Source organism: Variovorax sp. PBL-E5 (assembly GCF_901827185.1).
Classification (GTDB): Bacteria; Pseudomonadota; Gammaproteobacteria; order Burkholderiales; family Burkholderiaceae_C; genus Variovorax.
In genome coordinates, this window is sequence record NZ_LR594672.1 from 103,503 (window position 1) to 121,627 (window position 18,125).

At 62.6% G+C, this 18,125-nt stretch carries 21 protein-coding genes and 1 pseudogene; 12 read left to right on the forward strand and 10 right to left on the reverse strand.

Translation table 11 applies throughout. The features are described from left to right. The first annotated feature begins 84 nt into the window (after nucleotides 1–84). Nucleotides 85–894, forward strand: coding sequence for a hypothetical protein (locus WDLP6_RS28165; protein WP_162570731.1), 810 nt, complete (start codon nucleotides 85–87; stop codon nucleotides 892–894). Between the two features lie 169 nt (nucleotides 895–1,063). Then, complete coding sequence (locus WDLP6_RS28170) at nucleotides 1,064–1,783, forward strand: hypothetical protein (protein ID WP_162570732.1); 720 nt, start codon at nucleotides 1,064–1,066, stop codon at nucleotides 1,781–1,783. Nucleotides 1,784–1,841: 58 nt separating this feature from the next. Here the strand turns inward: WDLP6_RS28170 and ygiD are convergent. The 3 genes and pseudogenes from ygiD to WDLP6_RS28185 form a co-directional block, all read right to left on the reverse strand. Then, nucleotides 1,842–2,746 (reverse strand): annotated as a pseudogene (gene ygiD, locus WDLP6_RS28175) (4,5-DOPA dioxygenase extradiol). A gap of 401 nt (nucleotides 2,747–3,147) precedes the next feature. Further along, nucleotides 3,148–3,411, reverse strand: a complete 264-nt coding sequence (locus tag WDLP6_RS28180; protein ID WP_162570733.1) for a hypothetical protein — start codon at nucleotides 3,409–3,411, stop codon at nucleotides 3,148–3,150. A 94-nt stretch (nucleotides 3,412–3,505) separates the two neighbouring features. Continuing rightward, on the reverse strand, nucleotides 3,506–3,745 hold the full coding sequence (locus tag WDLP6_RS28185) for a hypothetical protein (RefSeq protein WP_162570734.1): 240 nt from the start codon (nucleotides 3,743–3,745) through the stop codon (nucleotides 3,506–3,508). 349 nt (nucleotides 3,746–4,094) lie between these two features. Here WDLP6_RS28185 and WDLP6_RS28190 point away from each other — a divergent pair, with 349 nt between their 5' ends. Further along, nucleotides 4,095–4,892 (forward strand): esterase/lipase family protein, encoded by a 798-nt coding sequence (locus WDLP6_RS28190; protein WP_162487203.1) that lies wholly within the window; start codon nucleotides 4,095–4,097, stop codon nucleotides 4,890–4,892. Between the two features lie 447 nt (nucleotides 4,893–5,339). Here the strand turns inward: WDLP6_RS28190 and WDLP6_RS28195 are convergent, their stop codons facing one another. After that, nucleotides 5,340–5,786, reverse strand: a complete 447-nt coding sequence (locus tag WDLP6_RS28195; RefSeq protein ID WP_162577751.1) for a hypothetical protein — start codon at nucleotides 5,784–5,786, stop codon at nucleotides 5,340–5,342. Nucleotides 5,787–6,057: 271 nt separating this feature from the next. Here WDLP6_RS28195 and WDLP6_RS28200 point away from each other — a divergent pair, with 271 nt between their 5' ends. The 3 genes from WDLP6_RS28200 to WDLP6_RS28210 all read left to right on the forward strand — a co-directional run bounded on the left by WDLP6_RS28200 (nucleotide 6,058) and on the right by WDLP6_RS28210 (nucleotide 9,447). Further along, on the forward strand, nucleotides 6,058–7,167 hold the full coding sequence (locus WDLP6_RS28200; protein ID WP_162570736.1) for a tyrosine-type recombinase/integrase: 1,110 nt from the start codon (nucleotides 6,058–6,060) through the stop codon (nucleotides 7,165–7,167). A 53-nt stretch (nucleotides 7,168–7,220) separates the two neighbouring features. Further along, the gene (locus WDLP6_RS35555) at nucleotides 7,221–7,634 is read left to right on the forward strand and encodes a helix-turn-helix domain-containing protein (RefSeq protein WP_443083474.1); all 414 of its coding nucleotides are present in this window, start codon (nucleotides 7,221–7,223) and stop codon (nucleotides 7,632–7,634) included. 772 nt (nucleotides 7,635–8,406) lie between these two features. Next, nucleotides 8,407–9,447 carry a hypothetical protein gene (locus WDLP6_RS28210; protein ID WP_162570738.1) on the forward strand — a complete coding sequence of 347 codons (1,041 nt, stop codon included), beginning with the start codon at nucleotides 8,407–8,409 and terminating at the stop codon, nucleotides 9,445–9,447. Nucleotides 9,448–9,962: 515 nt separating this feature from the next. Here WDLP6_RS28210 and WDLP6_RS28215 read toward each other — a convergent pair. Continuing rightward, nucleotides 9,963–10,184 carry a hypothetical protein gene (locus WDLP6_RS28215; RefSeq protein ID WP_162570739.1) on the reverse strand — a complete coding sequence of 74 codons (222 nt, stop codon included), beginning with the start codon at nucleotides 10,182–10,184 and terminating at the stop codon, nucleotides 9,963–9,965. Between the two features lie 111 nt (nucleotides 10,185–10,295). On the opposite strand from WDLP6_RS28215, the gene WDLP6_RS28220 reads away from it, so the two are divergent. Then, complete coding sequence (locus WDLP6_RS28220) at nucleotides 10,296–11,063, forward strand: hypothetical protein (protein WP_068677184.1); 768 nt, start codon at nucleotides 10,296–10,298, stop codon at nucleotides 11,061–11,063. A gap of 91 nt (nucleotides 11,064–11,154) precedes the next feature. On the opposite strand, the gene WDLP6_RS28225 is transcribed toward WDLP6_RS28220, so the two are convergent. From WDLP6_RS28225 to WDLP6_RS28240, 4 genes are all read right to left on the reverse strand, one after another. Beyond that, nucleotides 11,155–12,192, reverse strand: a complete 1,038-nt coding sequence (locus WDLP6_RS28225) for a hypothetical protein (protein WP_162570740.1) — start codon at nucleotides 12,190–12,192, stop codon at nucleotides 11,155–11,157. A 73-nt stretch (nucleotides 12,193–12,265) separates the two neighbouring features. After that, the gene (locus WDLP6_RS28230) at nucleotides 12,266–13,336 is read right to left on the reverse strand and encodes a hypothetical protein (RefSeq protein WP_162570741.1); all 1,071 of its coding nucleotides are present in this window, start codon (nucleotides 13,334–13,336) and stop codon (nucleotides 12,266–12,268) included. A 32-nt stretch (nucleotides 13,337–13,368) separates the two neighbouring features. After that, a complete protein-coding gene (locus WDLP6_RS28235) occupies nucleotides 13,369–13,644 on the reverse strand; it encodes a DUF4031 domain-containing protein (RefSeq protein WP_162570742.1) in 276 nt (91 codons plus the stop codon). Beyond that, the gene (locus WDLP6_RS28240; RefSeq protein WP_162570743.1) at nucleotides 13,641–13,934 is read right to left on the reverse strand and encodes a hypothetical protein; all 294 of its coding nucleotides are present in this window, start codon (nucleotides 13,932–13,934) and stop codon (nucleotides 13,641–13,643) included. Before WDLP6_RS28240 ends, WDLP6_RS28235 begins: the two co-directional genes overlap by 4 nt. A 207-nt stretch (nucleotides 13,935–14,141) precedes the next feature. Here WDLP6_RS28240 and WDLP6_RS28245 point away from each other — a divergent pair, with 207 nt between their 5' ends. Together WDLP6_RS28245 and WDLP6_RS28250 are read left to right on the forward strand one after the other, a co-directional pair. Further along, nucleotides 14,142–14,672, forward strand: a complete 531-nt coding sequence (locus WDLP6_RS28245; protein WP_162570744.1) for a hypothetical protein — start codon at nucleotides 14,142–14,144, stop codon at nucleotides 14,670–14,672. A 132-nt stretch (nucleotides 14,673–14,804) separates the two neighbouring features. Further along, nucleotides 14,805–15,671, forward strand: a complete 867-nt coding sequence (locus tag WDLP6_RS28250; protein ID WP_162570745.1) for a hypothetical protein — start codon at nucleotides 14,805–14,807, stop codon at nucleotides 15,669–15,671. Here the strand turns inward: WDLP6_RS28250 and WDLP6_RS28255 are convergent. Then, a complete protein-coding gene (locus WDLP6_RS28255; protein ID WP_162570746.1) occupies nucleotides 15,668–15,955 on the reverse strand; it encodes a helix-turn-helix domain-containing protein in 288 nt (95 codons plus the stop codon). The two genes, WDLP6_RS28250 and WDLP6_RS28255, sit on opposite strands and share 4 nt — an antisense overlap. A gap of 119 nt (nucleotides 15,956–16,074) precedes the next feature. Between WDLP6_RS28255 and WDLP6_RS28260 the strand changes: the two genes are divergently transcribed. From WDLP6_RS28260 to WDLP6_RS28270, 3 genes are all read left to right on the forward strand, one after another. Further along, nucleotides 16,075–16,740: an ERCC4 domain-containing protein gene (locus tag WDLP6_RS28260; RefSeq protein WP_162570747.1), complete on the forward strand. Its 666-nt coding sequence runs from the start codon at nucleotides 16,075–16,077 to the stop codon at nucleotides 16,738–16,740. Nucleotides 16,741–16,838: 98 nt separating this feature from the next. Further along, nucleotides 16,839–17,516 (forward strand): hypothetical protein, encoded by a 678-nt coding sequence (locus WDLP6_RS28265; protein WP_162570748.1) that lies wholly within the window; start codon nucleotides 16,839–16,841, stop codon nucleotides 17,514–17,516. 179 nt (nucleotides 17,517–17,695) lie between these two features. Continuing rightward, the gene (locus WDLP6_RS28270) at nucleotides 17,696–18,049 is read left to right on the forward strand and encodes a hypothetical protein (protein WP_068677205.1); all 354 of its coding nucleotides are present in this window, start codon (nucleotides 17,696–17,698) and stop codon (nucleotides 18,047–18,049) included. The last annotated feature ends 76 nt before the right edge of the window (nucleotides 18,050–18,125 follow it).

Sequence of the window (18,125 nt, forward strand, 5' to 3'; positions counted from 1 at the left end):
CGCGACCTTACGCGATTCTCAAGCGCTAAGGTTCCGGCCCGCGGCCCGCATGGGTTGGCTACACGGTGGAGGAAAACCAACACCATGAAAGATATTGAAATGAGGACCCTTCACTTTTCTGCCCGTTGCTTTACGACTATCCAATCGCTCCTTTCGCAGGTACTCAACGGCCTGCGCGACTACGATGGCCGACCGAAGGTGTGCCTGGCGCCCCTTCGAGGCGCCCTTGCCGAGGTCTGCTTGCGGGACGAGCCTCAATGCGTTTTCAAAGTCGCGCCTCAGAGTGCGGCTGGCGAGGCAAGAGAGCGGCTGCTTCTGCAGGCCTATTTCCACCACATTCACGCCGCAGGACGGGACGAAGGCGTCGAGCACGACATCCGTCCGCTGCCACTGAGCCTGGAAGGCTCGGCTTGCAAACAGTTTGCGGACCTGTTCGGCGACGAGCAGTTCCACGAGGCGGTGCCGACCCCGGAAGGCCCTGGCACCTCTGTGAAATACGCATTCGCATTGGCGCGGCACAACCGCCGCATCAACGCGAGCCGAGTCGCCACTCTGGACTTTCTGGCGTCGCTTGCGCCGCTGACGCACTTCCCCGAAGCGGGGGCGTGCGCTAGCGAAGCTCGGGGCGTGCTCTATGGGCGCAATCGCCAGTTCACCTTGGACATGCTCAAGTTTGCCGTGGTCCTGGGCGATGCGCAGACGCTGCATCAGGTGCGCGAAGAGGTCTGCCGACCCTCGTTCTCGGAGCGGATGTCGGTCATCGAGTACCTGCAGGTCGACGGCCGGATTCCTGGCAAGTGGCTCGCCGGCGAGGAGCAAAACTTCCGTTCTGAAATCTCCGCGAGGATGGCCCTGACCGCCCTGCAACAGACGACTGAAGCCAAGCTGGCCTGAGTCCATCCAGCGTCAGGGCTCTTGCCTTTGATTTCCACCCGACGACCGCTCTCGAGCGGTCGTTTCCTTTTGGGCGGTGGCGGTGGCCGGAACGGTAGTAGTAGATTTGCCGGATTGCGCGGACCTGAGGCGGCTGGCTACACCAAGAAGGGCAACTCTATGAGCAACTATGTGGCAACCACTGACACCTGAAGAGGCGCTCGTCGTCCTTCCGACTGGCGGAAAGCGAACGATTTCGCAGACCGTACTTTCCGGCCGGCTGGCTATGGAGCCGGTGCCGCCGGCTGACACTAAAAGCTGGACCTCGCAGTTTCGGCGGGACGGAGCCGCACCCGGCTCAATCGCTTCGCTCAACGGCACGCGCTCGCAGGTCTTTGCCCAAGCCGTCAAAGCCACTTCCATGTGGCTGCAGGCACAAGGGTTCGGTAGCTTCAGCTGCAGAGCATCCTTGCTGGCTTGTGCCGGCGCGCAGTACCACCACGATGCGACGTACTTCCCAAATGACGTGTTCTGCGTGCTATGGCTGTCTGACAAGACCCCGTGGGACGTTTACTTCCCGTTCCTGGAACGAAGAATTCCACTGGAACTCGGCACCGTGCTGGCATTCGACTCAGCGCAGCCTCACGGCGTGGTCGCCCGGGATTGCGTCGAGTTCCATCCCGATTCGTTCCGAGGGGCTCCCGGGTTCTTCTGCTCGCAGGAAATCGGGTTGACGGCAGCGGTGCGGCGTCGGATGGCAATTAGGAAGCTGTCGGAGCGCGGTCGGAGAGGATGCATAGGCATCGGTGACAAACCGACGCGGACAGTGTGGATGGACGAGATTGACGGGGTGAGCGGTGCTTGGAAAGCTCAACCCGCTCAGCTCCCGTCTACGGCCTACTCCCGCTGACATTCGAAAGGCCGACGTTTCACGACGTCGGCCCTTTTTTTGCCTTGGTGGGCCAGGCTTAACCGAACTGAACGCAACGCATGCTGAGCGTCCCGGATTGAAAGCCTTCGTAGATGGTTTGCGCGCGCTCACCGCCGCCTGCGGCTCCGAGCGGGTACATGAAGGGGTAGTAGTGGTCGGGCGTCGCTACGGCAACCGATGCCCCGTCGAGCTTGCTGAAATTGATGAGGGCCTTGTCGTCCCTTCCGGCGAGTGCAGCCTTCACGGCGTCATCGAACGACTGCGCCCAGGGCCGGCTCGCCGTGAGCGCGTCCGCGACCCCTCGGTCCGTGGCACGAAGGTTGTGCACCACGTTGCCGCTTCCGAGATGAGAACGCCCTTGTCCCGAAGGGCGGCCAGCTCACGGCCGACTGTGTAATGAAACGAAGCCGGCTTCTCGTAGTCGACGGAGACCTGGAAGACCGGCACGTCCGCCTTGGGGTATAGGTGCTTGAGGACTGTCCACGTGCCATGGTCCAGGCCCCACTGCTGCGTTGGGACCACGCGCCCCTGCTTGACCAAGCCAGCAGCAAGATGAGCCAAGACAGGGTGGCCTGGCACGGGATACTCCATGTCGAAGAGTGCCTGGGGGAAGCCCCCGAAGTCGTGGATGGTCTTTGGACGCTCTTGAACGCCTACGCCCGTGGCGCCTTGGGTGAGCCAGTGCGCGGAGACGCTGAGGATGGCAGTGGGTGTCGGCAGAGCTCGGCCCCACGCAAACATCCGGAGGGTGAACTCGTTGTCGCGAATGGCGTTCATCGGGCTGCCATGCCCAATGAAAACTGTGGGCATGCGAGCAACGGATTTGCCGCGCTTCTCCGCCGCCGCATGGGCGAGGCTCGAGAGCGATGCAAGGGCGGCCGTCGCGCCATGCGCAGACGTTTGGAGCAGAAAGCCGCGGCGGCTTGAGTCGGCAGAGAACATGTTTTCAGGAGACTTGCTCGAAGCAGAGCAGCAGGCGAAGGGGCTCGGAACGGGACGGAATTCGTATAGCCGGACGCTTTGTATGGGCCCGGCCGCCCGCGGGGACAGGGCCGAGGCCCTCCCGCCGATTGTAGGTGCGGACCTGGACTCGCAAGGCCGCGCTTTTTCTTGGGAAGGAAGAAGCCCCGCATCCACGAAGGAATGCGGGGCTCACGAATCAGCTGCTTAGAGCGGTCGGACGGAAAGGACGAACCAGCTCTCAATCCCACCACCGTCGTGCTCGAAAGCCCACGACGTAGCCAGGTCATTTGCCCTTGCCCAGGTTGCGAAGCCTTCCAGATTGGGAAATAGGCATGAGCTGGTGCTTCAACCCCGGCCCTTTCTATCTCCGGGCGTAGGCCTCAAGGGGCGAGCACGCGGTGCGGTTTCGACCCTTGCCGGGGCTGGGCCGCGGGCACGACTTCGAGGTCTTTGACGGAGACCTCGAAGAGACGCATCTCCTTGCGGCGACCATCCTTCGGGAAGCTGACGATGGGGGCGACAGCGCCCATGCGGTAGCCAGTGACCTCGCCGGTGCGACCTGAGTAGCGCTTGGACTCCGACGGTCCCTTACGAACTAGGGCTTCAGCCGTGAAGCGCACCTTCGTGCCTTTTTCAAAAAACATGTATTGCTCCTTTGTCCTCTGACGTGTAGCTCGTCATGCCCGCTCAGGCGAAAACGAAGGCGCTATACGAGCGCCTTCGGTGCCGTAATGGCAATCAGCTGATGCGCTTGATTCCAAGCGCGTGGTACAGGTCCGGACGATTGGTCTCCAGCCAGTTGAGGGCTTGAGGGACGTCTAGCCGAAAATCGACGCCGCAGGCAAGGCCCGGTTTACGCTTCCTTGCCAGAAAGTGCTGCTCGTGCGCCGCAGGGGCGTCTGCCTGGCCTCCATCGAGGAGAGACTTCAGCACGAAGGCAGCGGCCTCGCCCTGCATCCCATTTCCGACAAGTTCCATGATGGCCTCGTCTCCGGCCTTGACGAACCACGAGGCGGGCGTCTACGTTCACGTCCTGGCTGCCCGGAGTGCCCGGAACTGTGAGGTACCCATTGACGGCAAGGGGAGCGTCCTGGGGAGAAGCGGTGAGCACCGGAATGTCTCGCGCCGCTGCGCAGTCCCATCCTCCTTCGTCATCAACTCCCCGGCCACGCAGCTCCGTAACGAGCTGAGGGAGCAGGTCGGCGAAGCCCTGTCCCCTCTGCAGAGTCATGATTTCCCGAGGGGCATAGCCCATCTCGAGGTCCCGCTGGGCGGTCGCATAGGCGACGTTCCTACAGAGAGCAGGTCAACTCTCTTAGGAAATGCCATGAAATGGCTTGCTCTCGTTCTCTCTTTTGTTTTTTCGCATCTTCATGCTGCCGAGGTAGTCGACATCGCTCTCGATGCACGTTTCGACGTGTCCGTGGCGGAGGTCGGCTCCGTCAAGCCCCAGGAATTCAAGCACTTTGGGGTCTACATGGGCCAGCCGGTCGATGTCAGCAAGGAAGTCGTGCTCTTCGTGCACGGGTCCTCTGGCTCACCTCGAGATTTTGTGGACGTTGCAGGCAAGCTGGACACATCCAAACAGCAAGCCTGGTATGCCTACTACGCAAGTGGTGACGCTGTCGCAGTGAGTGGCGGACGCCTTGCAAAGGAAGTCCTTCGCTTGATGGACGAAGCGGGCATGCAACGTATCCGAGTTGTTGCTCACAGCATGGGCGGCCTTGTGGCTTGGCATCTTGTCAAGGCGCTGGAGCAGCACATGCATGTCGACCAACTCGTCACGGTGGCCACCCCTTGGGGCGGTCACTGGGGCGCGGGTATCGGCTCAATGATGTCGTTTTTGACGCCCTGCCGTGATAGCTGGCACGACCTCTCGCCCGGGAGTCGGACGCTGCAATCCATCTACGGCAGTCAGCTCGAAACGCACTTCACGCTGGTTTACGCAGTTACAGAGGACAGCGCTGAGTCCGACGGCGACGGCACCATCAGCCGTCAAAGTCAGCTTGCGCCTGGCATGCGGCTTCAAGCCGAGCAGGTCATCAGAACTGTCGCGACGCACGCATCCGTTCTTACCGGCTTGCCGGCTGAACGTATCGCATCGTTGCTCAAGGATAAGGCCTAGGCCTCAATCCTCATTCTAGAAGCCCGACCGCATCCGCGGTTGGGCTTTCTTTTGCCTTGGAGAAACGTTTTAGGCTGGTCGCATTCAAGTACCGTATTTTCTATACAGCCTTGTAGGTCAACTCAGGAACAATCAAGATGCAAAACAAAGCTGGCACGCCTCCCACGAGGTCGCCATCCGAGGATGGCTCCACTCTTGAAGTGCGCGTGTATGAGGGACGTTTGCTGCCCCAAATCGTGTGTGTTGTTGCCCATCAGGCAGAGCCTAGGACGCAGGGCGTCAAGGTGACAGGTCTTCGCTACGCGGACCGTCGATTGCGCGGCCCGGGACACGGACGTCCGTGATTCCTCTCAAGCCCCTCACCGGATTCGTTGAGGGGCTTTCTTTTGAGCTCAAGCTTCGCTGCCAAGGCAAAAAAGGGCCCACGAGGGAATCGTGGGCCGAGAATCAGTCCTTGCGCGGGATGGTTTGCATTGCGTAAACGACGCTGACCCCGCCGCGCGTCACCACCTTGAAGTAGTCATCCGCACCGCCCTTAGTGGGGCGGATATCGCAGAGCTGGAACGACTGTTCGCTGCTTCCTGCCAGGAAGGGAACTCCTTCGCCGGTGGAGGCAGCCAGCGCTTCGGTCGCGGCGATAGCCTGGTCGAGGGTGAGCATCGCCGTCGGTTCCGACGAGCGGAGCGCAACGATGACAGGACGCCCGCCCCGGCTGACCCCCTGAAAGGGGTTGACCATCGCAGCTCTGAGCTCCACGATGGTGCAAGCCTGCATTCGGCCGAAGACGGCCGCCTGAACGAGAAATGGGCTTGCGCCATCGACTGCGCTCCGGACCTGGTTCATGCGCTTGAGCGCCTCCGCGGCGGAGAGCCACGGCTCGTTCTTCTTGGACATTGGTCTTTCCTGGTTGTTTACCTTGTGCGTATAGCGCTCCGACCCCACAACGTTCGCCGAAATTTCTCCAACGTTCGCTTCTGGCGGAATTCCGAGGCGCGACAGGCACTTAGCGAAAAATCGCGGGACAGGGGAGGTCCCGGAGGCGCACGCCATGCGCCGGCGCGCGCAGGTGTAATGGATTTCGTATCCGAAACCGCTTGCCGGGCGTGCGCGGCTTCCTAAAATCGCGGCCAATGTCCCTATAGCGCGCACCAAGCGCCCATTGTCCATGCGAACTAACACAGATACTAGCAGAATCTACGATGACAGTGCCAGTGTCGAGTTCATACCTTGGGCCAAGCCAAAGGAGCGCGCACTGCTCGAGCGGCTATTCACCGCCTATCGGGCCTACCGAGGCAGCCGCCGTCACAAGGTGAAGACCATCAAAGGCGACGAGAACCTCGTCCTGCTCTTTCTCAACCATGCGAGGGCACTGCCTGGTCAGCTGCGCCCGGAGCACTTCGAGCGATGGAGCAACCACCTCTATCTTGAGCGCGGCGTCGTGGCTTCGTCCCAAAGGACCTACCAGACCGCCGTGCGCGTCTTCTTCGATTACCTCCTGCGCGAGCCGCGCTTCAAGGCCGACATCCGCCAGACGCTGGGGGTGGAGCTCGTGCAGGTCTCCACGCCCGAGAACTCCATCATCCACCGGCGTGAGCGCGAACTCGAGCGCAACAACTCGCGCCGCTCTTTCACGGAGGCCGAGGCTGCCACCTTCCTGGAGCGCATCGACCTTGAGATGGCCCTCGCCTACCAGCAGGGCTCCAAAGGGGTGCGTGCCCACCAGCGCAACAAGGCCATGTTCGGCAGCACCCTCGAGATGGGCCTGCGCGCCGATGAAGTCCTGGGCCTGGACACCGATTCGTTCGAGCCGAATCCCGAACAGCCCGCAATGGGGGACTTCGGCATCGTCCGCGTGTTCGGCAAGGGCAGCAAGTGGCGACAGGTTCCCATCCTGAAGGTCGCCCTGAGCCACGCGCTGGCCTGGTACATGGAACACGTGCGCCCGAACTACCTGGCGAAGGCAGCACCCGGAGAAAAGGCAATGTTCCTCTCCGAACAGGGCAAGCGACTGAGCTACAGTGCCTTTCACCGCGAATTCCGCCGAATCATCGAGCTTGCGGGCCTGCCCATCGAGCTGGTGCCACACTGCCTTCGCCACACATCGATGTCGTCGGATGACATGAGCGGCCTCAGCCTGGAGTCCAACCGGCAACGCCACGGCCATGCGCACGGCTCGACCATGCAGGTCTACATCCACCATCCAGATGCTTATATCCGCGGGGCGTTTAACGCCGCCATCGCCAGAAACCTGAAGGCCGATGGAGCGACCGAGTGAGCGACGTCCGCCAGTTGACCCCTGCCGCGGCGCCGCCAGCGGCAAGTTGCGTGGTGCTGTGGCGTCTGCACACGGTCATGTCGGAGCGTGGCATTCGAACCGCTACTGAGTTGTCGCGCCGGCTGGAGCCCTACGCCGTCGGACTCACCCGCAAACAGCTCACGCGCATAGTTGCGGGCCTGCCGTCCAAGCTGAACGTGAAGCTACTGGGCGCGTTGATGCGGGAACTCGATTGCGACGCCCATGAGCTGCTGCGCCTGGAGCCGACCGGCGCACCACCCGCTGCTGGGCCTGCGGGTTCGGCCAAAGATTCTGCTCGCCCCGCTCGCGGCGTTGCGCCCTCCACACCCAAGGCTCCGCGAACCAAGCATCCTGCGGCCTCTGCGGTGCCCCCGAGTGTGCCCCGGGACATCCTGGGTCCCTCCCTGGCATCCCTCGCATTTGTCCGCCCTTTGGGCGCGAGCTAGGGACACGGTGGCTGAGTCCTGCGCCCTTTGCGCCAACCCCGTCCTCATCAAGGTGGCGACACGGCTCGCGCAACGGCCGGTCTGCGGCGCCTGCTACCAGCGAGCGTTCCTACCGGTGCCCTGCTCAACCTGCGGAGCGAGCACCCGAAGTCACCAAGGGATGGAACCTGCCTACTGCCGCCGATGTAGGCCATCGACCGCGTTTGCTTGCATGCGATGCAGCAAACCGGTGCATCGTACGTCGTTCGAAGTGCCTGGCGGCTACGCTTGCGGCTACTGCCGTCGGTTCTACGAGCCTCCTGGGAACTGCACGCGCTGTGGTCGAGAGAGTCGCCATTTCGAGTCCAATCTCGCGCTCGGCATCACGTCGCCGGTTTGCCCGCGCTGCGCCCGGCCCGACTGTCAAACCTGTTCGCGCTGCCGCAAGCACCGCAAGGTTGTCGCGCACTCGCCGGAGGGCAAAGCCCTCTGCCGTCGATGCGTGGAGCCTGTGGCGTTTAGCTGCTCCAGGTGCGGTCGCTCCAGCGAGCGCCACTCCGCCGCGGAGTGTGTCCAGTGTTACTGGCGCCGCGCTCTCGCAAACGAAGTTGCCCTTCTTGCGGGCAGGCTGACACACGGCTGGGCGCGAGCGCTGTTCGAGAAGTTCGCCGCTCAGACCATCGCCCACGCCACCCTCAGCGGACGTTCCAGGGGGCGCTGGAGAGCCTACGCGCAGTTTTTTGAGCGCCTGGGTCTCGCATCGGTCAGCGGTACCGCGCCTACCGCAGAACGGATGGCCGCTGAATTCTCGCCTGAAGAGCTTCGGCGCTACCAGGTCGCCTATGCATGGCTACTCAGGGAAGGGCAAGCCGAGGCGATGCCGATGGAAGTGGTGGCGCGGACCACTGAGAATCTTGCGCAGGACCGGCTTCTGGCGCGTGTGCGAGAGCCCTGGCAGCTCGAGCTGCTCACGCGCTATCGACGAAGCCTTGCTGCCTACCTGCGTAGCTGGCGAGCCCGCGGCTGGGGCGGCGCACACGAACGGTTCACTGCGCGAACGGTCACCTTGTCTTTGCGAGCCGCGTTCCGGCTGCTCGACTCGATGCCGTCCTCTGTCGTGTCGGCCCAAGGGATTGACCGCCCGATGCTCGAACGCTTTGTGGCCAGCTACCCCGGACACCGCAACGCTCTGCACTCCTTTATCGGATTCCTGAACCGCAAGGAGCGAATGTTCCAGCGCCTCCATCTGGACCGCAGTGTGCCAAGCGGCGTTCCGTTTCACGACCTTCTGACCCCGCAGCGTGCCGGGCAGCTGCGCCAGGGGTGGTTTCGGGCGGAAGATGGGGACCTTCGGAATGCGCTGCTGGGCGTATTGATGCTCCTCTACGCGCGTACCGGGAAACAGGCGCGCAACCTTTGCCGCGGCGCCTTCCAAACTACAGCAGACGGCTCGGTGCAGGCTCGGTTCGCAGAAGTGTCCATTGACCTCGATGCCAGGACCTCGGTGCTCTTGACACGGTATCTCGCGACGCTAGAAGCTAGGCGCGGCCAGCCTCTCAAAGACAACGATTTGCTCTTCGAGTCCGCGGTGCCCGGCCGTGCGCTCTCCGACGCCGGGCTCAGGTATGTGTTGCTGGGCCAGGGAGTCACAGCCAGGCAGCTGTACACGACGGCCCTCGCATCGTTCTTCCGAGCGGGGCTGGCCACTCCGAAGGTGCTCGTGCGCACGCTAGGAATCTCAAACCAGACTGCAGTGAAGTATTGGGCTGCCTTCGCCCCACGGATTCGCGACGAGGTGGCTCAAGCCGGACGTTCGCAGGCAACGTCGACCTAGGCGCGGCCGGCCACTGCTGGTTGACCCGCGGTCGCTGTTCTGCTGAGGGCACAAAACGCCAAGCTTCCAACGAGATGGCCTGACCCCCTGACCGGCCCTGGGCCTGCTCGACACCGAATCAGCCAACGGGGGAGCCTACGTCCCATGGACAGCTCTATGGACAACCCTTCAGGTTGCCCACAGACCTGACCACAGGACTTCGGCGAAGACCTTCATGAATGAATTCGAAATCAGAATGCGGGCTCCAACCTTGGTGGTCAGTGTTGGAACTTACCAGTCGCGTCCATTTGATTTGCATGAGCGCCTTCAGGACCGCTTTGACCGGTGCCGCCGTACGGGAGCCGATAGCCTAGCACTGGAGAGCGTAAGGAAATGGCCCCGGAGAGGAGCCTTGAGGAAAGAATTTAAAAGGGGATGCCTGCCGCTAGGGCCCCCGGCGCACTCGAAGGAAGGCCTCTCGGAATGGAGTGACCTTGTGAATCCACCTTCCGGCTCAGGTACGTCACGGGGTGAAGTCACTCGGCCCGAACGCCGCGGCTGGAGAGCCAGAGTTCCACCTCTGCCAAGCACTCATCGCGGCCGCCGCCGCAGGTCTCGACTCGAGTAGAACATCCAAACGGGATGCCCGCGGCGAGACGCCGCTCGATTTCAGCTACCAGCGCAAGGAGCATGCCGGGGGCAACGCTGTCGCGGTAGAACGGGTGCACCTCGATAACGACGAGGTCCTGATGATTCATTGTGATGTCCTGAGTTGATGGGCGCCTTGCCGTCGCCCTATATAGGGGGGGATAAGTCCCGTTGGCTACAGGTGTTGAACGCGCTCGAGGAGCGCACACCAGGAAGGACACATGTCAAACGACAACCAGATGGTCGTGCTCAATGCCGACCAGAAAGCTGTATTCAAGCGCACCCTCACCGAGGTCGTGAGCGGCTTGAACCACCTCCACCAGATGGCCGCGGGCGACCAGCTCTCTCGGGACCATGGACGCAACGTCCTGTACGTCGCCGAATCCAGCCTCGCCGAGGTCGGCAAGTTAACCGGCATCGAAACCGATGCGGCCGCCGTGCGAGAAGAGCGATATGCGGCGCTTCGCGCCGCGAATCAGCGGGTCCTCCAGCTCGAGCGCAGGCTGGGCGAGCAGGTCACCGCTGAAAACGTGGAAGCGGCAGTCAAGCGTCTCGGCGACCGTATCGACCGCTGGTGGGACATTTACGGCTTCGGGCACATCTCCGACATGTCGTTCAGCAAGTACGGCAGTGTCCACCTCAAGTTGAGCGGCAGCCTTTTCGGCACCACCTCGTTGACGTTCTCGGCGACCCCCGTCTCGGACAAGGTTACTCGAGCCACCTGGCTAGCCAGCCTTGTCGAGAGGGGCTTTGTACTTGAAACGTCCGAGGGCTCCGGCCACGAAGGCTTGGTCGATTGCGAGGCGAGTCGGAACGCGCTCATCGAGCTCATCGAGTCACACTTTCCCTCGGCACGGGTCACTGGTTTCGAGAGCCATCGCAATCGCGCCGGCGCGACTGTCCTCCGTACCATCGACGTGCATATCGCGAAGCTGGTGGACATCGAGAATCTCGACCTGCCTCCGATGAGCGTCGACGCAGCAAGCTAGGTGCCGGGAATGTCGAAGCGCTGATTCAAGAAAACGCGGCCCTCGGCCGCGTTTTCGTACGCTGGGGTACCGGCTAACTGGGCCGCGGCCCCTAGCCGAAGAGGTCTACCAACGCCTCGCCAAGCCCTTTTCCGGGACCAGGCTCCGGAGGCGCGTGGCTTCGTGCTGCGCCCCCGGCCCGGCGAATCTCCTGGTTCTCCGCTTCGATGCGCCTAGCACGCTCTTGAGCGCCCGTGGCAATCATTTGTGCCTTCTCAAGGTCCGCTTGGAGCTTGCGGAACTGCTTGTCGCGGGACAGGTCAAGCTCCTGCGTTGCGCGGCTTTCCAGCCTGTTGAGCGCGGCGGCTAGCTCCTCGGAAAGCTTGCCAACCAGCACAGCCAGGTTCGTCGCTTGGCCGATTGCGGGCCCCACAGCCTCGCGGCAAAGAGCTTCGACTGCGTGTTTCCATTCCTCTTGCGCCAGCAGGCTTCGCACCAAGAGCGTCCATTGCGCTTCGGAGAGGGCTGGCACCGGGAGCTTGCAGGTCGCGAACTCAGCTTCCACCTTGGGCCGAGCCTGGACCAGCGCATTTTCCACCGCGCCCATCACTGGTTCCATGCGCTCTTCGAGTGTTCCATAGCCCTCAAGCATGGTATCCAGGGCGGACGCCCGCAGCCTTGCATTGCTCGGGACCCGCATGAAGCCAGACTCGCTGACAAGGTAGATTTGTTCGAGCCCGTCCGTGTGCCGCAGGAATGCAAATGCAAAGGTCAGGTCTCTCGCAGGCGGCCCTCCCACTCTGTAAGGGCATACCCAAAGGGCCACTGCCCGCGTCGCTTCGCTCCTGCGGAGTGCCGATGCCATGCGGGCGCGGATTCCATCAGGGCCTCCTGAAATGAAGCTCGGGTCGCCGGGCTCCACGAGCGACCCCGCCCATCCGCCCTCGTCGCCAAGGCCCGTCAACCGCACGACCTGAATCCGAGGGGGAAATTCTGGCTCAAACTCGGCCTCTGCGACCGCCTGGCGGCAAAGCTGTGGAAAGCAATGCGCTTCCAGGAAAAGCACGTCCTTCGCGGCATCGGAATCGCCGATGCCCATGCTCTGGTCGGACATCAGCTTGTCGGCAACGCTGCTCACAATGCTTCGCAAGAGGTCGTCCTGGGTAAGCCCCCCGGCTGGCGACTTCGCGCGCCCTGATTTGGTTCGTAGCTTCGCCATGATTTCAGCTGAGACTGTTTGCAAGATGGGCCACGCCGGAGCCGACCACGACCCGACTCGACTCGGCGTCCCAGAAAAAGTACAAGCGCATGCAATAGCGCTCGTCGCGCCCGCCTCCCTTGAGCAAGTGGAGGTCAAGCATCCTGCGACGTCCGTCCCATCGAACGAAGTAGGCGCTTCCCTGTTCACCTGCGATGCTGGCTCCCACGGAGCCTTCCAGCTTCAGCCCGTGGACGGACATAGCCGCGTCCAGGTCTTCGGCTTTCGCGAGCCCTAGGCGGGTGTCGCGGTATGTGCCGGCAAGTAGCTCAAACGCCGCGCAAACGACCTCCGGCCGCTCGTAGCGCGACTTCTTTACACCGTTAAGCGCACGCGGCAGGACCACGATGCGTTCGCGGTTCTCCGCTGCCCAGGCTGGCAGTGACTCCAAGTCGGGCAGCCTTCCGTCGATGTCCACGACCACCTCGTCGGCTTGCGCATCTGCGTTGCCTGTGGCGGCTTCGAGGCTCCGGAGGCGAGCCCTGTATTGCTTGAGCTGCCGCTTCTGCTCGTCCAGCAGCGTCAGCAAGTAGTTCGCCTCATCCTCTTGGGCGTTAAGACGCGCAAGCAACTCCGGGTTGGTGGATTTGACGCGACCCTCGCCACAAAGCGTCGCCAGAAGTTCAACGAATGTCGGCAGGGTCCCCGTTTCAATAGGCGCTCCCGTCGCAGTTGCTGCCGACCACCAGGCTGGAGCTTCCAGGCGGGTTCCGCCACCATCTGGGGCGTGGAACGGACTTAGCGGACCCGCGTAGCGCCTTATTCGATACCCCGTTCGGGCGGCTATTCCCTTGGGCTGTACGAAGAACGTTTCGTGCTGTGCGAGGCCGTTTTCGTCAACACAGGCCCATCGAGCAGCAACAAAACGCTGGGAGCGTTGCACGGCCAATGAAACCGGCACACCGCCGCTATCCACGTCGCCCACGCCATCCGGCAGGGATTCGCCGGACTCGAGCTGCAAATGCCCCGCGAGCGCCTCGAGAAAGCTCTCGAACACCGCGGCGCTGATACTTTTGTGTAAGGTCTGGGACTGCATAGTGTTAATCCTACGCCTCCCAAGCCCACCTTTCAGGGCAGCGCAGGAAGGCGCGGCTGGCTAGCTAGGAGTTTTGCGCGCTTGAGCAGCTCCCTACTGGTGACAGCGAGGGCTCCCCGAGATGTCGCGACCTGGCGCTGCTCTGCCGTGATGTCGTAGTGAGGATGGCGCGTACCTCGGTGGTACCAGCAGCGGTTTATGCCGCACTCGGCCGCGAAACTGTGCAGCTGCTCGAGCGAATCCGCGGTCAGGTGAAAGCGCGGCTTACCCTTGAAGGGAATCGCAGCGTCGTCGACATAGGTCGTCACGGCTTTCGCTGCTTCAGGTGGTCGATGGCCAGAATGCAACCCGCGATGTGGCACAGGCCGATGTACAGCGACGCGAACTCCATGCCTACGTCGACAAGGCCCCAGTCAAGCTCGCCCATGAACAGGGCGTAAGCGATTGAAAGCAGATGAAGGGCCATTAGGCCGCCAAATACTGCCACAGTCGCCTGCAACTGCCGGACCGGAACGCCGGACTTCGGGTGCCGATTCAGCGAGAACACGTACAGGTACGTCCATGCGACCAGGGCGACAGGGTAGGTGAGGATGAGCACAGGAGGTTCCAGGGTTGGAGGGGCAGCGTTCTGTAGCCACCTGCTTTAGCCTTGGCTAAAACCGTCTTCCCTATACTGACGGCAAAGGGACCGCATCTCGCAAGGGCGCCCGTCTCCGCTAACGAACTACCAAATCGCCGAATGTCATTTGACCGAATCAAAGGAGTGCTGGACGGCCATTAGTTTCACAACTAATGGAGCCTTCCAATGCACACTATTCCGCCCTATCAACCGGGCGTGACCCTGCGCCATCGCAGCGGCGCAAGCTACGACTATCCCTCGCTCGAGGCGGCGTTCCGCGCCCTCGGTTACTGGTGGCTGAGCCAAAACCTCGGACTCGACTTCACGTCGCCCTTCTACTGCTCCCGTCTGCTGTCTTGGGTGACCGCAGACTGGATGATGGTGACGGACTTTGGCGCGCCTGTCGTGGTCTCTGATTTCGAACGTTTCCGTGGGCCGCCCCGCCGTCCCTTCTGGGCCTCGAAGCACGACTACTGCGGCTACGGCCCCGTACCAGGGACGGGTCGTCATCACGGCGGTCACCACTTCCGTCGCGTCCATCACATCAACGAACGACGCAATGCAGTGCTCGTCGTGCACGAGGATGGCGAGGTCGCGCCTCGAGGTAAGCGCGCTGCTGCCAACCTTCCGACCCCGTGGGACGACTACGCGATTGCGGCGCGCGACGACCGCTGCTGGAAGCGCAGTCGCAAGACCCAGTGGAAAGCCCGGGTCTGAGCGGCGTACCGCAGGAACGGCGGCTCGTACGCCCACTGGGCGGCCAGGCTCTAACCGGTCTTCAAGGGCCGGCTATAGGCGTCGAGAGCAGGGTCGGTAGCTATGCGTAAGACACAACATCTCGCTTAACTCATGCGTAATCGCTCTTCCAAGCTCAGTTTCCCTCACGTCATCGTGGGGGCCGCTACTTCCGCGACCCAGGAGGCGCTCGCTCTGCATCGCCAGGTCGAGGAGGTACTGCCGTGCAATGTCGTGAACTCCTCGGCTTCGACGCGCCCTTTGCCCGGGACACATGATGGCGAAACAGTCGGATACTTTCACATCCGCAGCCCTGGTCAGCTGGGGCGGCCCGCAGACGCAATCGCGCGCGCCTTTTCCATGGATGGAGCGCCGGGCGAGACGTTCTGGCACCGCACGTTCTCATTCGACGAAACCGGCGCACTTGAGGAATCGCTCCCGCTCTTCACAACGCTGGACGAGCCCGCTTTGCGCAGGCTGGCCACTGAGGCGCCGTTGGGGGTCGTCAGCAGCCTGGCAGGCAGTCGGCACATCGCGTTCGCGCAAAGCACGCAATCTCCGGAGGTGGCCGCCTTTGTTGACTTTTCCCTCGTCATCCGCCCGGAGGTGGATGCGGAAGAGGTTCTTGCCGCCCCCTGTAGAGCCGGGGGTGTCCGGTTTGAGGTCAGCCTCAATCAGCTCGTGACCCGCGCCAGCATGCGGGGTGCCGGCGCCGCGGCAGCCCTGGTGGAGTTCGTGGTCGATGTCGTTCAGGCAGAACTGGAGGCGGCCCTTGCCCGCCTGAAGCCCGTGGCCGATGCAGCAGGCCTGACTCTCGTCGGGAACGTGTGTGTGAGTACGCGTCGCGATAGCCAGGCAACGCTGATGGTTCAATCCTTGCTGGAGGCGGCGTTGACCCACGCCATGCTCGCGCTTGCCCATTCCGCGGAGATGCCTTCCTTCGCTGTCGGCATCGAGTTCGACGGCAATACCGTCAACTAGGCTACCCCGCCGCGGGGTGCCGCTTCGCAAGCCGTGCCGACTGAGTCAGGTCCGGTTGTGCCGTCCAGAAGGCGTGCGAGCGGCAAGCCCAGCGCATCCGAGAGCTTCGACACGGACGCCAGCGTTGGGTTGACCACCTGGCGCTCAACCTGGCTCACGTAGGTGCGATGAACTCCGGCCCGGTCTGCCAGCTCCTCTTGCGAGAGGCCGGCTCGTAAGCGGAAGGTACGCAAGTTGGCCGCGAGCGTGAGGGAGGCAGACGTCGGATGTCTCGGGGCGGGCATGTCGGCGCAGCTTGCCGTCCTGCGATGAAAAAATCTACAGCCAATCCATCTACCGCCTATACGTCTCGCTCCGTGGCCGGGACTCGACGCCGCTTAGACTACCAGCCGGAGGTGCAGGCATGGCTCGGTTGATTGTTGATTCGCGCGAGTCCCGCAGTGGGCTGGCGCAGCTGCTCGCGCAGCGGGGTGCTGACGTCGTCGTTGAAGAGCTCGACGTGGGCGACTATGTGCTGGCGGACGGCTTGGCCGTCGAGCGTAAGGCAGCAAGCGATTTCATCCTGTCGATTGAGAATCGACGCGTATTCGCCCAACTGGCGACTTTGAAGGCCACCTACGCTCGGGCCTTCATCGTTGTGGAGGGAAACCTCTTTGCCACCAGGTCCTCGATGGCCGAGGACGCTCTTCTTGGAGCCATGTCCTACATCACGGTGCTCGAAGGCGTTCCTATCCTCACAACTGGCACCACCGCCCAGACGGCAACGCTGCTGCTGACAATGCAGAGGCATGCCCTGGAGGGGCTCGGGTACGAGATTGCATTGTGTGCCGGGAAGCCGCGTGACCGCCTTGCCCAAAGCCAGTACCTTGTGGAAGGACTGCCCGGCGTCGGGCCGACCGCCGCGCGCAACCTTCTGAGTCATTTTGGTAGTGCGCATTCCGTTTTTACGGCGCAAGCCGAGGAACTACGCCAGGTGGCCGGCGTCGGTCCGAAGACAGTAACGACGGTGCGGGAAGTACTTGAGTTCGATACGCGAGGCGTTTCGATTCCTAAGCCACCGGCCACTTGAGGGGCTCGGCCCCACGGGCGCGACGTGGCTTTATGGAGCCGGGCGTTCGACAGGTCCTCGCTACACGGGAGCAGGACCACTCGAACGGAAAAGACACCATGGAATCTCTCGAACTGAAGTATCGCCGCCTTCCCGCGGACGCCAGCGATAGCTGGGAGCCATTGCCCGGCACCTTCAGAAGCGCCGCAAACAACTGGCTGGTCGTGCACGACCTGTTCCACCACCTTCCCCATGACCGCGGTTCGCTCGCGGAGGAACTCGCGACCCTAGGGGCGGAGTACTACGTCAACTACGAAGGCTCGGGCCTGCTGGGCGCCTACGATACGGCAGCCGCCGGCTTGCCCACGCCGGGCCTCAACGCCCTGACCCGCTCAGCGGCTGGCGTCGTAGGCATGGCCTATGAAGCGGGCGAAGGGCCGGAGGTGTTCGACCTCCGTCCGACGACCGCGCCCGTGGCGTGCGAACTGGCCGAATCGGTGTTCGTCGCAACGGAACGCTCAGCGGTCGCCGAGCTCGAGCATCTCCTCTGGGGAATGGGCAACGAGCCGGAATGGCAAGCCGCCAAGAAAGCGTTTTGCACACCCGGCCTGGTCGCCAGCTGGGTTCGACAGGGCTATCAAGGCGCGAAAGCGCGCTATCCGGACCAGGCGCGCGCTCGCGCAGGCTGGAACGAGGCAGTTGAGTTGCTGTTCACCGTAGGCTCCAAGGCCCAACCTGACGCCGTGCTTGTTGCAAGTCGACGCGGCTACTCGGCCTCCTTCGAGGTCGTTGCCTGACCCACCTTCGCGCCCCGAACTTTCGGGGCGCTTTCTTCTGTCTTCGGCCCTCCACGGCAAATTAGGAGACACCTTCCCTTCGGGAACGCGCCGGTGGCCTCCAAGAGCACGCCTTGCAGTTCCGGGTGGCGTACGGGCGCTCGCTATACGTGTGCAGGACATTATTTCAAAGGACACCCATGTTCGGAATGAAGCGAGCACTTGCCGCTGTCGTGCTTTCCCTTGCTGCAGGTGCTGCAGCCTGCGCGGTAGACAGCGCGCTCAGACCTAGTCCCGACGAGTGGGCACTGGACTCCACCGTGAGGGGCTGTACGCTGGCCGATATTAGCCATGAAAACGAAGACGTGGTCATGGTGTTTGCATGTGCGGACAAGGCCACTGTGCTGCATCTCTCTGCGAACCTCGGTGGGACGATTCGTCGGACCGCCGAGCACTTCGAGCACCCGTGGATTCGCCAAAGAGAAGTTGCGACCAAGGAGTTGACCGAGCGCCTGGAGGAGCACCTGAGAAGTGTGCGAAATCCCGCCCTTTGACGTCGTGCTCGAGCTTCCTGCCACCAAGTACGTTTTTTCCCTTCTTCAATCGGCCCGCCATCTGGTGGGCCGATTT

Coding starts and splice junctions, on each gene's coding strand:
- WDLP6_RS28255 (WP_162570746.1), bottom strand. CDS start 15,955: ATGCCCGCCCCGAGACATCCGACGTCTGCCTCCCTCACGCTCGCGGCC.
- WDLP6_RS28215 (WP_162570739.1), bottom strand. CDS start 10,184: ATGAATCATCAGGACCTCGTCGTTATCGAGGTGCACCCGTTCTACCGC.
- WDLP6_RS28265 (WP_162570748.1), top strand. CDS start 16,839: ATGGAATCTCTCGAACTGAAGTATCGCCGCCTTCCCGCGGACGCCAGC.
- WDLP6_RS28195 (WP_162577751.1), bottom strand. CDS start 5,786: ATGTCCAAGAAGAACGAGCCGTGGCTCTCCGCCGCGGAGGCGCTCAAG.
- WDLP6_RS28250 (WP_162570745.1), top strand. CDS start 14,805: ATGCGTAATCGCTCTTCCAAGCTCAGTTTCCCTCACGTCATCGTGGGG.
- WDLP6_RS28170 (WP_162570732.1), top strand. CDS start 1,064: ATGTGGCAACCACTGACACCTGAAGAGGCGCTCGTCGTCCTTCCGACT.
- WDLP6_RS28190 (WP_162487203.1), top strand. CDS start 4,095: ATGAAATGGCTTGCTCTCGTTCTCTCTTTTGTTTTTTCGCATCTTCAT.
- WDLP6_RS28210 (WP_162570738.1), top strand. CDS start 8,407: ATGGCCGCTGAATTCTCGCCTGAAGAGCTTCGGCGCTACCAGGTCGCC.
- WDLP6_RS28270 (WP_068677205.1), top strand. CDS start 17,696: ATGTTCGGAATGAAGCGAGCACTTGCCGCTGTCGTGCTTTCCCTTGCT.
- WDLP6_RS28180 (WP_162570733.1), bottom strand. CDS start 3,411: ATGTTTTTTGAAAAAGGCACGAAGGTGCGCTTCACGGCTGAAGCCCTA.
- WDLP6_RS28260 (WP_162570747.1), top strand. CDS start 16,075: ATGGCTCGGTTGATTGTTGATTCGCGCGAGTCCCGCAGTGGGCTGGCG.
- WDLP6_RS28200 (WP_162570736.1), top strand. CDS start 6,058: ATGCGAACTAACACAGATACTAGCAGAATCTACGATGACAGTGCCAGT.
- WDLP6_RS28185 (WP_162570734.1), bottom strand. CDS start 3,745: ATGGAACTTGTCGGAAATGGGATGCAGGGCGAGGCCGCTGCCTTCGTG.
- WDLP6_RS28220 (WP_068677184.1), top strand. CDS start 10,296: ATGTCAAACGACAACCAGATGGTCGTGCTCAATGCCGACCAGAAAGCT.
- WDLP6_RS28165 (WP_162570731.1), top strand. CDS start 85: ATGAAAGATATTGAAATGAGGACCCTTCACTTTTCTGCCCGTTGCTTT.
- WDLP6_RS28230 (WP_162570741.1), bottom strand. CDS start 13,336: ATGCAGTCCCAGACCTTACACAAAAGTATCAGCGCCGCGGTGTTCGAG.
- WDLP6_RS28245 (WP_162570744.1), top strand. CDS start 14,142: ATGCACACTATTCCGCCCTATCAACCGGGCGTGACCCTGCGCCATCGC.